The 14,877-nt window shown below is 41.0% G+C and carries 14 protein-coding genes and 3 tRNA genes; 6 read left to right on the forward strand and 11 right to left on the reverse strand.

Annotated features, from left to right (window positions below):
- Window positions 1–136: 136 nt before the first annotated feature.
- The 5 genes from ABJK37_RS16790 to pspA all read right to left on the reverse strand — a co-directional run bounded on the left by ABJK37_RS16790 (window position 137) and on the right by pspA (window position 4,102).
- Window positions 137–1,195 carry a TIGR01620 family protein gene (locus ABJK37_RS16790; protein WP_348356377.1) on the reverse strand — a complete coding sequence of 353 codons (1,059 nt, stop codon included), beginning with the start codon at window positions 1,193–1,195 and terminating at the stop codon, window positions 137–139.
- Window positions 1,192–2,622, reverse strand: coding sequence for a YcjX family protein (locus tag ABJK37_RS16795; RefSeq protein WP_348356379.1), 1,431 nt, complete (start codon window positions 2,620–2,622; stop codon window positions 1,192–1,194). The genes ABJK37_RS16790 and ABJK37_RS16795 overlap by 4 nt, the downstream gene beginning before the upstream one ends.
- A gap of 75 nt (window positions 2,623–2,697) precedes the next feature.
- Complete coding sequence (gene pspC / locus ABJK37_RS16800) at window positions 2,698–3,162, reverse strand: envelope stress response membrane protein PspC (RefSeq protein WP_348356381.1); 465 nt, start codon at window positions 3,160–3,162, stop codon at window positions 2,698–2,700.
- Window positions 3,159–3,395 (reverse strand): envelope stress response membrane protein PspB, encoded by a 237-nt coding sequence (pspB, locus tag ABJK37_RS16805; RefSeq protein ID WP_348356383.1) that lies wholly within the window; start codon window positions 3,393–3,395, stop codon window positions 3,159–3,161. The genes pspC and pspB overlap by 4 nt, the downstream gene beginning before the upstream one ends.
- A gap of 29 nt (window positions 3,396–3,424) precedes the next feature.
- The gene (pspA, locus tag ABJK37_RS16810; RefSeq protein WP_215929133.1) at window positions 3,425–4,102 is read right to left on the reverse strand and encodes a phage shock protein PspA; all 678 of its coding nucleotides are present in this window, start codon (window positions 4,100–4,102) and stop codon (window positions 3,425–3,427) included.
- Between the two features lie 218 nt (window positions 4,103–4,320).
- Here pspA and pspF point away from each other — a divergent pair, with 218 nt between their 5' ends.
- Genes pspF through ABJK37_RS16840 form a run of 6 tightly spaced genes read left to right on the forward strand, consistent with a single transcriptional unit; the run spans window position 4,321 to window position 10,756 of the window.
- Complete coding sequence (gene pspF, locus ABJK37_RS16815) at window positions 4,321–5,418, forward strand: phage shock protein operon transcriptional activator (RefSeq protein ID WP_348356385.1); 1,098 nt, start codon at window positions 4,321–4,323, stop codon at window positions 5,416–5,418.
- A 9-nt stretch (window positions 5,419–5,427) separates the two neighbouring features.
- The gene (locus tag ABJK37_RS16820) at window positions 5,428–7,068 is read left to right on the forward strand and encodes an ABC transporter substrate-binding protein (protein WP_348356387.1); all 1,641 of its coding nucleotides are present in this window, start codon (window positions 5,428–5,430) and stop codon (window positions 7,066–7,068) included.
- Window positions 7,065–8,096 carry an ABC transporter permease gene (locus tag ABJK37_RS16825; RefSeq protein ID WP_348356389.1) on the forward strand — a complete coding sequence of 344 codons (1,032 nt, stop codon included), beginning with the start codon at window positions 7,065–7,067 and terminating at the stop codon, window positions 8,094–8,096. The genes ABJK37_RS16820 and ABJK37_RS16825 overlap by 4 nt, the downstream gene beginning before the upstream one ends.
- The gene (locus tag ABJK37_RS16830) at window positions 8,083–8,976 is read left to right on the forward strand and encodes an ABC transporter permease subunit (protein ID WP_348356391.1); all 894 of its coding nucleotides are present in this window, start codon (window positions 8,083–8,085) and stop codon (window positions 8,974–8,976) included. Before ABJK37_RS16825 ends, ABJK37_RS16830 begins: the two co-directional genes overlap by 14 nt.
- The gene (locus ABJK37_RS16835; RefSeq protein WP_348356392.1) at window positions 8,976–9,971 is read left to right on the forward strand and encodes an oligopeptide/dipeptide ABC transporter ATP-binding protein; all 996 of its coding nucleotides are present in this window, start codon (window positions 8,976–8,978) and stop codon (window positions 9,969–9,971) included. The genes ABJK37_RS16830 and ABJK37_RS16835 overlap by 1 nt, the downstream gene beginning before the upstream one ends.
- Window positions 9,971–10,756, forward strand: coding sequence for an ATP-binding cassette domain-containing protein (locus tag ABJK37_RS16840; protein WP_348356396.1), 786 nt, complete (start codon window positions 9,971–9,973; stop codon window positions 10,754–10,756). Before ABJK37_RS16835 ends, ABJK37_RS16840 begins: the two co-directional genes overlap by 1 nt.
- Window positions 10,757–10,820: 64 nt before the next feature.
- On the opposite strand, the gene ABJK37_RS16845 is transcribed toward ABJK37_RS16840, so the two are convergent.
- From ABJK37_RS16845 to ABJK37_RS16870, 6 genes are all read right to left on the reverse strand, one after another.
- Entirely contained in the window at window positions 10,821–11,951 is a 1,131-nt protein-coding gene (locus ABJK37_RS16845; RefSeq protein ID WP_348356398.1) for a sodium ion-translocating decarboxylase subunit beta, read from the reverse strand.
- A 9-nt stretch (window positions 11,952–11,960) separates the two neighbouring features.
- Window positions 11,961–13,745 carry a sodium-extruding oxaloacetate decarboxylase subunit alpha gene (gene oadA, locus ABJK37_RS16850; protein ID WP_348356400.1) on the reverse strand — a complete coding sequence of 595 codons (1,785 nt, stop codon included), beginning with the start codon at window positions 13,743–13,745 and terminating at the stop codon, window positions 11,961–11,963.
- A 26-nt stretch (window positions 13,746–13,771) separates the two neighbouring features.
- Window positions 13,772–14,038 (reverse strand): OadG family transporter subunit, encoded by a 267-nt coding sequence (locus ABJK37_RS16855; RefSeq protein ID WP_348356402.1) that lies wholly within the window; start codon window positions 14,036–14,038, stop codon window positions 13,772–13,774.
- 280 nt (window positions 14,039–14,318) lie between these two features.
- Window positions 14,319–14,395: transfer RNA gene (locus tag ABJK37_RS16860), tRNA-Arg, on the reverse strand.
- 64 nt (window positions 14,396–14,459) lie between these two features.
- A tRNA-Arg gene (locus tag ABJK37_RS16865) sits at window positions 14,460–14,536 on the reverse strand.
- 26 nt (window positions 14,537–14,562) lie between these two features.
- Window positions 14,563–14,652 (reverse strand) — tRNA-Ser (locus ABJK37_RS16870).
- Window positions 14,653–14,877: the final 225 nt, after the last annotated feature.

Genomic DNA, 14,877 nt, shown 5'->3' on the forward strand with positions numbered 1-14,877 from the left:
CCATGGAAAATTGTACTCATCCCCTCATAAATCGAAAGCCTAAGCGGCATATTAGTCTAGTGGCTGATTCGTAAATATAAGCTTACAACCAAAGTGTTCATTACAGAATAAAACCGAGCTTTAAAATGGCGCAATATTACCGTATTCGCGTGTTTAGGTCCGCTAGCAACTGCTTGCTTATCCCCGACAAACCAGGTTTATTTTCCTTTAACCATGGTAGTGGTCGGCTTTCATTCATGGCCTTTAGACCTATTCGAGCGGTAAGTACTCCAGCCCCCATCCCTTGCGCAATACGTGTGGAAATCTTACCAGTCAGTCCAGCGCTTAGCGCATAATTACCCGCATCAGATAAAATTTCTGCGGCCCCCGCATACAACATTGTATGGAAAATATTGCGGATCAAACTAATTCGCCCCCAGTAGCCCAAATGTAAACCATATATGTTGCTAACTTGGTTGATCATCCGAGTATTTCGCCACAGTACTATCAACATATCCAGCAAAGCAAAAGGGCTAACCGCTATCATGACACTCGCAGCCGAGGCATTGTTGCTCACTTGTTTTAATGCCAGCTTATCGATAGGGGCTAACACTTGATGTTCAAACAAAGCTAACACCTCACTATCCGAATGGTGAGAATCAATATTATCGCGCCAAGAAACAACTAAATTTTGATAATCCTGTGGCAGACTGTCGGCAATTTTCAGGCAATGTTGTTCAGCCAAACCTATGACACTAGTAGAAGCCATTTGCTGAGATTGAGCGCGAACCATTTCTTGGCGTTTAAGTTGTTTCAGACCTCGGTATTCATTATAGATTAGCCGCACACATGCAATGCCTAAAACTGAAAAGATAGCTAACCAAACACCTGCTAACCAATCCATTTTCTCAACCATAGCGATAACAAATAGGGCGAGCTCTGCGCTACTTGCTAATAAAATGATGGCAAATAATAGCACTACCCATTTTCGGCCTCTTTTTTTAGTGGTTAATTCTTCTGGTAACGGCAAATTCACGCTATCTGCAATAGGCTCGTCAGTTACCTCTATTGACTCAAGGTCAGTCACCATAACAGCGGGTCTTACATTTGGTTTAGTCGTATTATCGGTATCTTGATTCTCAAAAACATAGGCTCCTTTAATTTTATTTGCGGAGTCTTCTTGTTGCGACGCTTTAGATAAAGAACACGGTTTCATAGTAATTTATCCCCTAATAGAAAATCGAGAATTTGATCCATTCTAAGGTGGGGCAATACATGTTCAGCGTTCATTACTGGTGGAGACAATTTAGGAAACTCAAATTGTTGCTGTAACCAGAATTCAGGGTCAGGGCAATGTTGCGGTACTTCGCCGGGAAACAAAGTTATGGCTGTTCCTTGATTACTTGTACCTTGTAGAACGGGAATACTCTCCCCATTTAACTGTCCTAGTCCAGATTTTGAAGCGCGAATAGCAGCTATTGCCGTTGACTCGGTTACCACGCCGTCAAACTGAATTTGTTTTCGAGCGCTATGCAGCATACTTTCTAACAACTTTACCAAATTGGTTTGTTGGTCTGGCGTAATGTGATCAGCTTTACTAGCGGCAAACACTAACTTATCTATTTTGGGTTGGAACAAGCGATTAAGAATATTTGACGACCCATATTGGAAACTCCCCATTAGCCAATCCAATGCTTTTTGTAAATCTTGATAACTATGAAATCCTCGATTTAACGCTGACAAACAATCTACTAACACTACTTGCCTGTCGAAGCGCTTAAAGTGTTCTTTATAAAATGGTTGCACCACATGAGTTTTATAGTGCTCGAAACGTTGCATTAATAACTCGGCATTACTGCCTTTGATAGGGTTACTGAGATCAACATCCTGTTGTTCTAATTGTTTGCTTGCTACTGGAAAAAAATGCAAAACGGGCGCATCTGACAACTCTCCAGGCAATATAAATCGACCAGGTTGCAAAAGCTGATAGCCGTGAGTTTGGCAATCATTTAGATATTTTGTATATAACTGCGCAATACGTTGTAATGCTAATTCGTCACCTTTAGCCTTAAAATCCAGTTCAGCTACAGCATTGAAAAAATCTTGCGCTAACTCATTTCTTTTCGGGTCGTTGAGTTCCTCTTCACAATGAACTGACCATTGAGAAAAGTTCATGTCAAGTAAGGGTAAGTCGAGCAGCCATTCACCAGGATAGTCGGTAATATCTAGAGTCAGTGTGGCATCTTCAGTTAAATATTTGCTAAAGCCCTGGCTCTTTTTGTACTTTATTTTCAGCCTAACTTGGGAAATGCCTTTGGTCGAAGAAGGCCACTGCGGAGAAGGTTGGGCAAGTTTAGACATTGCCTCTTCGTAAGCAAAACGACTAAACGTTAAATTAGGTTGCACATCCCTTTTTACACCTATCAATCGCGATTCTCTAACGACTGAAAAAAAGGGTAAATGTGCTGTTTCATTCGCTTCTATTAGTTGATTGACTAAGGATGTAATAAACGCGGTTTTACCGCTACCACTCAAACCTGTTACCGCCAAATTAACGTGATGATTAACCAATCTTGCAGCAGTTGTTTTAAGTTTTTGTTTGGAGAGTTGAACGCTAGGATGTTGAAAAAAAGACGTTTGCATAAAAAATCTATCAACCTTGTTTTGATTAAAACACTAAACATTTGGGCTAACATCAGGTTAGCCCCTTTGAATTGTTTATAATTTACTTAACTCTCGGTTGAGTTGGAATTCAGATGATGTCACATAGGTCTCCATATTTCTTAGTCTGCTTTCATTTTTTTCAAAACGTTGTTTAATATCAATAAAAGCCTGTTTAGGTGACTCACCTGCTTGCCAAACTTTAGATTTCACCACAACTTTTTCTGACTCTTGTTCATCAACATTATGCCACCCTTTACCTTGGGATTTGGTTTGATGCCCTTTAGTAGTAAATTCATAGTCTTTAGGCCTAGCAGTATACCCCTTTGGCTTTTTCTCTAAGATAAACCAAGCAGCAATATATCCAACGAAAAAAAACGGTCCGCCTAGTAAGAAAAAACCTGTGAGTGTTAGTATTCGCACTAACCAGATCTCCATACCAAAGTACTCTGCTATCCCAGCACATACCCCTGCAATTTTTCCTTTAGCCGGATCCCGATGCAACGTGCCATAAGTCCTCATACTTTATTCCTCCACTCTGGCGCCTCAGCATCCAAAATTGATTCTAATGTATGAATGCGCTCGGCCATTTTTTCAGCTCTGTCGGCTAACTCTTGCAATGTGCCATATTCGTCGTCAGTCAGTCCCTGACTCATTTGTTTTTTGCTCCGATAATGCATTATCAACCATATCGGAGCGACAAAGATCATAAATATAATGATAGGTGCTATTATGATTCCAATCACGTCTTCCACAATTTATCTCCTTCCAACTCAAATAGGTCTTATTTTTTACTAGCAGACGATTTACTTTGCATTTTTTTCTTCAAAGCTGCCAATTCATCATCAATTTCATCATCAGATTCAAGTTCTGCGAACTCATCTGCCAGGGTCTTTTTACCTAAATCGTATGCATCAACTTGTGATTCTAAATCATCAATTTTGCGTTCGTACTGTTCGAAACGTCCCATTGCGGCATCCACTTTGCCATTGTCTAAGGTTTTTTTCACTTCAAGCCTAGAGCTAACTGTTTTTTGTCTAAGTATAATTGCCTTCTGACGCGCTTTTGCGTCGGCTAATTTATCTTGTAACTGCCCTACTTCACTTTGTAACTTAACTATCTGCTCATCAACCACTGTAAGTTCTGACGACAAGGCTTTGGCGTGTTCGTCACATTTTTTCTTTTCTTGCAACGCCGCTCTAGCCAAATCTTCTCTATCTTTACTGATAGCCAATTCTGCTTTTGCCTTCCAATCCTTAGCCTCGTTTTGCACTTTGCCAATTTGCGATGCAATCTCTTTTTTACTTGCTAGCGTCTTTGCTGAGGCTGAACGTACCTCTACTAACGTGTCTTCCATTTCCTGAATAATTAAGCGAACCATTTTTTCTGGATCTTCGGCCTTATCTAAAATGGAATTAATATTTGAGTTCACTATGTCTGTGAAACGCGAGAAGATACCCATAGTCTTTACCTCTTTTATCAAATGTACGTTAAATACTATTACTTAACTGGATTATTGGTTTTTCTTAGTAAATGTTATTCAATTACTAGGCCAATATAGTATTTAAACTAAATTATTGATTTTAAAGAAATATTAATTTACACACTGGTCGCTGAGATCTACAATATTTTGTAAGCAGACGATTAGTTAGTCGTTTAGACCAATTTTTGAGGATATTGATGAGCCGTTTTCGCCAACAAGATAACTTGCTAGGTCACTCTAATAACTTTTTAGAAGTGTTGGAGCAAATTTCACAAATCGCACCACTAAATAAACCGGTATTAATTATCGGGGAAAGAGGCACGGGAAAAGAGCTAGTGGCTGCACGTATGCATTTTTTATCAAAACGCTGGGAACAAAACTATTTAACACTCAATTGCGCGGCGCTGAACGAAAGTTTGTTGGAAAGTGAATTGTTTGGTTACGAAGCAGGAGCCTTCACTGGTGCAGCAAAACGCCGAGAAGGACGATTCGAATCTGCCAATAACGGTACTTTGTTTTTGGATGAGCTTGCCAATACCTCAGGAATGGTTCAAGAGAAACTTCTGCGCGTGATTGAATATGGAGAGTTCGAACGAGTTGGTGGCTCTCGAAGTGTGAAAGTCGATGTTAGGTTAGTGGCAGCGACTAACGAAGACTTGCCTTCTCTAGCTGAATCAGGCGAATTCAGAGCCGACTTATTGGACAGGTTAGCATTTGACGTGATTACTCTTCCTCCGCTTCGCGAGCGTAGAGAAGACATAATGATGTTAGCTGAGCATTTTGCTATCAATATGGCTAGAGAATTAGATATGGAGCTATTCAGCGGTTTTACTGAGAAAGCCAAACGCACGCTACTGGAATACAACTGGCCTGGAAATATCCGCGAACTAAAAAACGTGGTTGAACGAGCGGTATACCGTAGTAACAATCCAAACTTACCTGTACACAATATCGTATTGGATCCTTTTGAGTCGAACTATCGACCTCAAAAGAGAGTTAAAACACAAGATAGAGTTATTCAGCCTGAAGTAGTTTCACTGCCAGACAACATACCTGAACCTATACCAGACACGTCAGTAACTTCGGGGCTAAAAACAAGCCCAAGCTTTGATTTCCCAGTCGATTTAAAGGAATTGTCTCAAGACTTTGAGATTGATTTAATCAATCAAGCTTTGGCAGATAGCCAATTTAATCAAAAGAAAACCGCCGAAAAATTAGGTTTAACCTACCATCAATTACGCGGCTATTTAAAAAAATATAATTTGTTAGAGCAAACTAATGAAGACTTGGATTAAGCTGATTTCGTGAATATTCTCGAAAAGCACAATATAAAGCATTGGGTCCAAACGGCCTTGATACTCTTAGCGAGTATCTGCTTATGTGCTTGCGATGGTCTTCTGCTGTCTAAAACAGATCCAAATGGTATTGTGTATTGTTCAGAAGGAAGCCCTGCAAACTTTAACCCGCAACTAGATACTTCCGGTACAACTGTGGATGCGTCGTCTCACCAAATCTATGATCGTTTAATCGATTTTGACCCCATAACTGGAGACTTCGTACCAGCATTAGCTACCAGTTGGCTAATTAGTAATGATGGTAAAACCTATACTTTTCAGTTGAGACGAAAGGTCTCTTTTCACGATACCCAAACGTTTACCCCAACGCGTTTTTTTAACGCTGATGATGTATTGTTTAGTATCGACCGTTGGCGCTTGATGACCCACCCTTTTCACCATATATCTGGCGGCAGATACCCCTATACAGACAGTCTCAAACTGGGTGATTTAATAACAAAGGTTACACGTTTAAACGGTTATCGAGTAGAAATTACCCTCAACAAACCTGAAAGTTCCTTTTTAGCCAACCTCGCCACGGATTTTGCGGTAATTTTGTCTGCTGAGTATGCCGATAAATTGATTTCACGGAATCAAAAAGAATTAATTGATCATAAACCAGTTGGTACTGGCCCTTATCAACTAGCGAGTTTTAGGCAAGACCGCTACATACGATATACAAAACACCCGAAATATTGGCGTAATATTGAGTTAACTGACAAACTCATTTTTGATATTACACCTTCCAGCTCACTTAGATTAGCTAAGCTCATTACCGCCGAGTGTGATGCCATAGCTTTGCCAGCCCATAGTGAATTGGAAGTGATCAAGCAACAAGATGAGTTAGTGCTAGATGAAAAGCCTGGGTTAAACATTGGTTTTTGGGCGTTTAATACGTCTAAAGCGCCATTTAATAATCCGGAAGTACGCAGAGCCCTTGGCATGGCTATCGATAAAAATGCGTTAATTGAGGCGATTTATTTTAACAGCGCTATTGTGGCAAAAAACATTGTACCTCCCACCTCTTGGGCGTTTCAGTCTGACGTAAGACCTCTTAGTTATAATCCTATCGCAGCCAAAAAGTTATTGCGTGAACAAGGGATACCCGAAAATTTCTCTATGACGGTATGGGCGATGCCAGTGCAACGAGCTTACAACCCCAATGCAACTAAAATGGCTGAGCTGATACAAGCCTACCTGCAAAAAGTTGGCATACAGGTCAATATTATCAGTTACGAATGGTCAACTTTTAGAGAGCGTTTATCACAAGGCATACACGACTCTGTGCTGATTGGTTGGTCTGCCGACAACGGTGATCCAGATAACTTTTACCGACCATTATTATCATGTGCAGCAATAGAATCAGGCACCAACAGAGCAATGTGGTGTTCACAAGAATACGATTTGTTGATTAACAAAGCTTTGCAATACACAGATATCAGTGAACGCACCTATTTTTATGGCCAAGCCAATGAACTGTTAGCGGAACAATTACCTTTGATCCCTATTGCTCATGCCTCCAGATATCAAGCCCATAGGAAAGAATTACAAGGATTAGTCATTAACCCCTATGGTGGTGTGCGTTTCGGCGGAGTGAAAAAAATCCAATGACCAATGTTTTGCTGCGTTACACCAACTTAGTTTTGGCTACCCTATTTGTTTTAAGTTTATTGTCATTTATTTTGGCATATTTATTTCCTGGTCAACCAATAGAAAATCTTACAGGCTTGAGGCTTGATGAGTTAGCCGAGCACCAAAATAGTGAGTTAAAATACGCAGTCGACGCCAATATTTTTGTTCAATATTGGCATTACATGGGCGAGTTATTTGCCGGAAACTGGGGGGTAAGTTTTAGCTCTGGTTTACCGCTAATTGAAGACGTCAGCCACTATCTTCCAGCGAGTATAGAACTCAGCGCCTATGCACTTTTTCTTTCTTTTTTCATTGGGTTACCGCTAGGATTTTTAGCCGCCTTACGGCATCATAAATTAACTGACTATAGTTTATTATCGATAAGCCTATTGGGGTATTCTATTCCGGTATTCTGGTTAGCTTTGATATTAATTCTATTCTTTTCTTTGCAATTAGGATGGTTTCCACTGTCTGGTCGTATAAGTTTATTATTTGAAATTCCCAGAGCCACAGGCTTTATATTGATCGATATTTTATTATCTGATTCAATTGATAAAACCGCAGCATTCACAAGCGCGTTGCGTCATCTTATTTTGCCCACCTTATCAATTGCGGTTGTCACAACAACACTCATCATACGTATTACTCGACGTTCAGTCATCAAAACCTTAAACAGTGAATTTATCTTAGCAGCCTACGCAAGAGGTTTAACTCCACGACAAGTGTTAATGCGTCACGGAGTAAGAAATGCGTTAATTCCGATCTTACCGCTGCTAGCGATGCAATTTCCAACGCTATTAACCAATGCCATGATTGTAGAAAGCATTTTTTCTTGGCCCGGTATTGGGAATTGGCTCATACAAGCTATTTATCAGCAAGACTATCCCGCAATCAGGGCTGGAATGTTAGCGGTTTCAACTCTGGTTGTGATCTTTACCATGTCGATTGATCTTACTATTCGTCTTACTGATCCAAGACGCAGAAGGGCTGAACGTGCCACAACCTAGTTTATATCAAGAAGAACATTATCCCTCTCCATTGCAGTACACATGGATGGAGTTTAAAAAGAATCATATAGCTGTTGCTGGATTATTTTGTTTTGCTTTTTTTCTGATTATCACAATTTTTTGCCCCTTGTTGGCCCCTTTCGATCCTAATATGCAACAAATAGGAGATTTATTGATCCCGCCGTCTTGGTACCCTAACGGTGGCATTAGCCATTTATTTGGAACTGATGCATTAGGCCGTGATTTATTGTCGCGAATTATTTATGGGTGCAGAACCACCTTTGGGATTAGTTTGTGGTTAGTAATAGTCGCCATGTTTTTAGGTGTTGGGTTGGGCGCCTTAGCCGGAATGAGCAAAGGGTTTCGTTCAAGCTTTATTAACCACACACTGGACTCGATTCAAGCCATTCCCACCTTACTTATCGCCATCATTATCATCGCTATTTTAGGGACCGGGCTCGTCAATAGCATGTGGGCGATTGCGCTTGCCCTTATTCCGCAATTTGTGCACCAAACTCGCGATTTTATAAGACACGAATTATCCAAAGAATACATTATGGCCGCCAAACTCGATGGAGCGAGCAAAACCCACATTTTTGTGCATTCTATCTTACCCAATATGGGGGAGATGTTGGTGGTTCAAGGCACACTAGCGCTGTCTGTCTCCATTTTGGACATCAGTGCTTTAGGGTTTCTCAAATTAGGAGCACAAGCCCCTTCTTCAGAGCTTGGGGCAATGCTATTAGAAGGTATTGAAGTCGCTTACATTGCACCTTGGACTATTGCGATACCAGGTGGAGCCTTATTTATTATGATTATTTCTATTAATTTAGTGGGTGATGGTTTGCGTTCAGCCCTTAGAAATAGGTTATTACACTAATGGTATTGCTTGATATCAAAAACCTGACCTTGGAAATTGATATTTCAGGAAGCTGGGTAAAGGCACTTGATAAAATAAACATGGTCATCCATGAAAAACAAATTCACGCCTTAGTAGGTGAATCAGGCTCTGGTAAAAGCTTAATAGTCAAAGCCATTGTCGGAGCACTGCCTTTACGCTGGAGAATTACAGCAGACCGAATGACATGGAAAGGTCAAAATTTATTAACCATGTCGGTTAAAGCAAGACGCAAAATTATTCGCAAAGATATCTCTGTGATTTTCCAAAATCCAATTAATTCCCTCGACCCTTTGTTAACCCTAGGTCAACAACTGCAAGAAATGCTTCCGACTGACAATTTAACAAAAACTTGGTTTTGGCAGCGCAATAAACAAAAGCGCGAACTAGCGATAAACTTACTGCATAAAGTAGGTATTAAAAATCATCAACTATGCTTAAACAGTTACCCACATCAGATCCCCAACGATGTGGTACAAAAATTTATGATTGCCATGGCACTGGCATCAGAACCTAAGTTGATTATTGCCGATGATCCCACGAGGGGCATGGAAGTAACCGCAAAAACCCAAATATTGAAGTTACTTTCTCGAGTCAATCAAGTTAAAAGTACCAGTGTATTATTCGTTAGCCACGATTTATTAGCCATATCCAACATGGCAAATTATATGACTGTTTTATATTGTGGACAAACGGTTGAAAGTGGCGATCTGTTGCAATTGAGGAAACGCGCCTTTCACCCCTACACCCAAGCGTTGCTAAATAGTGCCCCAAGCTTTCGAAAGGACCTGCCTCCTAAGTCCCCACTTAGCTCTTTGGATGGCACTATACCCACGTTACATAACTTACCTATTGGTTGTCGATTAGGCCCTCGTTGTCCCAGAGCCCGCAGAGAATGCGTTGCAATACCTCAAATTCGGCGGGTGCATACGCATTTTTATAGTTGTCACTTTCCTCTACATTGGGAGGCAAAGTAATGGATCTAATTAACGTTAAGGATCTAACTTTTCAAAACCGCATTAAAAAGATGTGGTCAAAAAGTGAAGTAACCTTTGATCTTGGACCGGTAAGTTTCAATCTTAAAGAAGGGGAAACCTTGGCTATTGTTGGCAATAATAGTTCAGGGAAATCCTTGTTGGCCAGACTACTTGTGGGCATCGAAACACCTAAAAGTGGCAAAATTCTAATGAACGGGATGGACATTAATAAATCAGATATAAGTGTGAGATGCCATGATATAAGAATGATTTTTCAAAACAGCAGTGAGTCCCTAAATCCCGGATTAACCCTAGGTTCTATTTTGGACGAACCTTTGCGCCTCAATACCAAACTCAATGCTAAAGAGCGTACATCTCTTATAGAGCGTACTTTAAGACAAGTTGGGTTAATGTCGGAACATCGTTTCTTTTACCGACACATGTTGTCAGATGGGCAGCGTCAAAGAATAGCGCTGGCCCGCGCACTTATACTTAATCCTAAAGTGATTGTCGCAGATGAACCTTTTGCAGCATTAGATCCCTCAGTACGCTCGCAAGCCGTTAACTTACTGATGAAACTTCAGCTTGATTTAGGGTTAGGATTTATCTTTATTTCTCACAATTTGGGTATCGTGAGGCATATATCTGACAAAGTTATCATCATGAAAGAGGGGAAAGTAGTGGAGTCAGGCAAAACTGACGTAATATTTAATTGGCCCAAAGATGAATACACCAAAAAGTTAGTTGATTCACATCAGGCCTTAGTCAACCGACACCACCTTTAATCATTAAAGTACCAAGTAACTTAACTTTAGGTTGCTCGTCATGTTACTCAGCACTTTTCATTGATTATCCAACCAAAGCTAACAAAATCCCTGCGGCTACCGCAGAGCCTAACACTCCAGCTACATTTGGCCCCATAGCGTGCATTAGCAGAAAATTATGGTGATTCGCCTCAAGCCCGACCTTATTCACCACTCTTGCTGCCATAGGAACAGCTGATACACCTGCAGCCCCAATCAGCGGGTTAATTCTCTGGCTACTTAACTTACTCATTGCCTTTGCCATTAATATACCCGCAGCAGTACCTATAGAGAAAGCTATTGCGCCTAAGGCCAATATGCCTAAGGTTTCTACGGTCAAAAACTTTTCAGCCGATAGTTTTGAGCCAACTGCGAGTCCTAAAAAGATAGTTACCACGTTAATTAACTCGTTTTGTGCGCTATTACTTAATCTATCCACTACTCCTGATTCTTTCATTAAATTACCTAAACAAAACATCCCCACTAAAGGCGTGGCCGTTGGTAAAAATAGCGCGCACAAAAAGAGTACTGCCAAAGGAAAAATTATCTTTTCGCGCTTAGATACGGTTCTAAGCTGCGGCATTTCAATTTTTCTTTCTTCGGCATTAGTGAGAAGCCGCATAATTGGCGGCTGGATAATTGGTACTAGGGCCATATAGGAATAGGCCGCAACTGCAATAGCTCCTAATAAATCAGGCGCGAGTTTTGAGGCTAAAAATATTGCAGTTGGTCCGTCAGCGCCACCAATAATGGCAATAGCCGCGGCATCTTGTAACGAAAACTCAAAGCCGGGAACCATATTTAAAGCGATAGCACCAAATAAGGTTCCAAAAATCCCAAATTGAGCTGCAGCCCCAAGTAGTAACATTCTTGGGTTGGCAATCAACGCACTAAAGTCCGTCATAGCTCCCACGCCCATAAAAATAAGCAATGGAAAAACCCCAGAATCAATCCCTACATGGTAAACAATATAAAGCAAACCACCGGGATCACTGAAACCGGCTAATGGAATATTAGTTAAGACTGCACCAAAGCCAATTGGCAGCAGCAACAATGGTTCGAACTTCTTTACGATAGCTAAATAAAGTAACAGTGCGCCAACGCTCATCATGATCACTTGCCCTAACTCAAAATGAGCTAAAGAAGTGCTACGCCATAATAACTCGAGCTTTTCCATTTGAATTCCCTACCCTATAGCTAATAGAGGCTGACCTGATTGCACGGCATCCCCTTCTTTTGCAGAGATTTTAGAAATGACGCCCGTGACCGATGCACGGATCTCGGTTTCCATTTTCATCGCTTCCATGATGATGACAACGTCACCTGAATTGACTGAATCACCTTCATTAACAAGCACTTTAAATATGTTGCCTGCCAACGGTGAATTTAAGACTTGCTCAGTTGACGGAGAGCTTACCTTTTGAGGCGCTGAGTTAGTAACCGCTTGTACCTGAGTCAACTCTCCACTTTGCGCCACTTCAACTTCAAACAATTGACCGTCAACACGCACAGAATACGCTGCACCTGAGCTTCTCGACTCGTCAGTAGTACTTGGCTTAGGCTCTGTAGAACCAGCCGGTACATGGCCTGGAACTGGCTCAAACGCATCTGGGTTATTTCTGTTCTTGAGAAACTTTAATCCAATTTGTGGAAACAAAGCGTAGGTTAATACATCATCCACTAAATTGTCTGCAGTTTGGATGGACTCTTTTTGGACAATATCAGTCAGTTCACAGGTGAGCGTTTGTAACTCGTCTTTGATTAGGTCTGCAGGACGACACTTAATAGCATCCTTACCTTCCAGCACTCTGGATTGAAGGTCCTTATTAACCGGCGCAGAAGTGGCTCCGTATTCACCTTTAAGTACCCCTGCGGTTTCTTTGCTAATACTCTTGTAACGCTCTCCAGTAAGCACGTTTATCACGGATTGAGTGCCCACTATCTGCGAAGTAGGAGTAACTAAAGGAATAAAGCCTAAATCTTCTCGTACCCTAGGAATTTCCAGAAGTACTTCGTCCATTTTATCTTCGGCTCCCTGCTCTTTTAACTGGCTTTCCATGTTAGTTAACATGCCGCCAGGAACTTGCGCAATCAAAATGCGCGCATCTACGCCTTTAAGACTACCTTCAAATTGCGAATACTTGTTGCGCACATCACGAAAATAACTCGCAATTTCGGTAAAGTCAGGCAATGCCAAGCCTGTATCACGCTCCGTTCCTTCAACAATAGACACAACGGTTTCAGTAGCCGTGTGGCCGTATGTCATACTCATTGATGAAATAGACGTGTCTAAAATATCAATGCCGGCATCAATCGCTTTTTGATAAGTGGCGACACTCAAACCTGTAGTGGCATGACAATGCATAGCAATAGGTACTTCAATTGACTCTTTTAATTTAGAAACTAGCTCTTCACATTCATAAGGTTTTAGCAAACCTGCCATGTCTTTTATACAAATAGAATGCACGCCCATATCTTGCAATTCGTTGGCCATATCCAACCAAGTTTGTAATGAATGAACTGGTGACACTGTATAGGACATAGTGCCCTGCGCATGTGCTCCTTGTTTAATCGCCGCCTTAACTGCAGTTTCTAGATTACGAATATCATTCATCGCATCAAAAATTCGGAAAACATCCACGCCATTTACGTGTGCACGTTCAACAAATTTTTCTACGACATCATCGGCATAATGTCGATATCCCAAAAGGTTTTGGCCTCGCAATAACATTTGCTGTTTAGTCTTGGGCATGGCTTTTTTAAGCTGACGAATGCGCTCCCATGGATCTTCACCTAAATAACGAATACAGGCATCAAAGGTCGCGCCTCCCCATGTTTCTAATGACCAGTATCCAATATCGTCTAACTTACTTGCTATTGGCAGCATGTCTTCGAGACGCATTCTGGTTGCAAATAATGATTGATGGGCATCACGCAATACAACATCTGTAATCGCTAAGGGTTTACGCATCGAGTTAATTCCTTAAAAAATTTTAACTAGTGAGACTGTCTATGTTGAAAGATAGCTGCGCTAATCGCAGCGACTATCTTTGGAGATACAGTTTGATTATTGGCTGAGGTACTGTTTGTCAACTTGCCTCGATTTTCTATCGGTTTTAATGACTCATCAGGAACCAATTTAACCAACCACGCAATTAGGGTAATGGCGCCAATTAGCATTGATAAAAATAGAAACACCACGACCATTCCAACTAATAATAAATTGGCGGCTTCAGCGAGAGCATTTGCGACTTCAGGTTGCATAAAAACAAAACCTTATCAGATTAACATTTCATAAGGGATAAGTACCATGGGGCCTGAGAAAACACAACAAACTGCCAAGAGGAAAAGTGCATAAAGAATAAGAAAATATTCGGATATAGTGAATACCTATCCAATCATTGACCATTACTATCAACCGATTTTCTTTGGTCCACCGCACTTTGCAGAAACCATCTATTCAGTTTGACTAACTGCATAATTGATATGTTTTTTACAGAAATAAAAAAGCCCTTAAAGAATACTCTTTAAGGGCTTTAATAGTTGGTGCGCGTGGAAGGATTCGAACCTCCGACCACCTGGTTCGTAGCCAGGTACTCTATCCAGCTGAGCTACACGCGCTTAAACCGGTTTGCTTTAGAAGTATAACTAAATTTTAATTATCTTCTAAAAAATCTTTTGAATATGGTGCGCGTGGAAGGATTCGAACCTCCGACCACCTGGTTCGTAGCCAGGTACTCTATCCAGCTGAGCTACACGCGCATAAACTGTTTTCTATTTAAGTCTAATGGCGGAGAGGGAGGGATTCGAACCCTCGGTACGAATAAACGTACGGTTCCTTAGCAGGGAACTGGTTTCAGCCACTCACCCACCTCTCCGGAACTTAGATTTCACACTCATTTTTGGAATCACACACTAAGAATGATATTCGAAGTATTGTGCTGCCGTTCTCTTACTAAGAGTCTTACTAAGAGTTAACGTCTCCCTAAATGAGGAGCCGCAGTTTACCGATCCACATGAGTAAGTCAAACATTTTTTATGATGTTATTGACGGCTTGCTGGCATTTTAATCGATTATTAGCTAAGTGCTTATTATTTGTCAG

Source organism: Paraglaciecola sp., from assembly GCF_039964565.1.
In the GTDB taxonomy this organism is placed as follows: Bacteria; Pseudomonadota; Gammaproteobacteria; order Enterobacterales; family Alteromonadaceae; genus Paraglaciecola.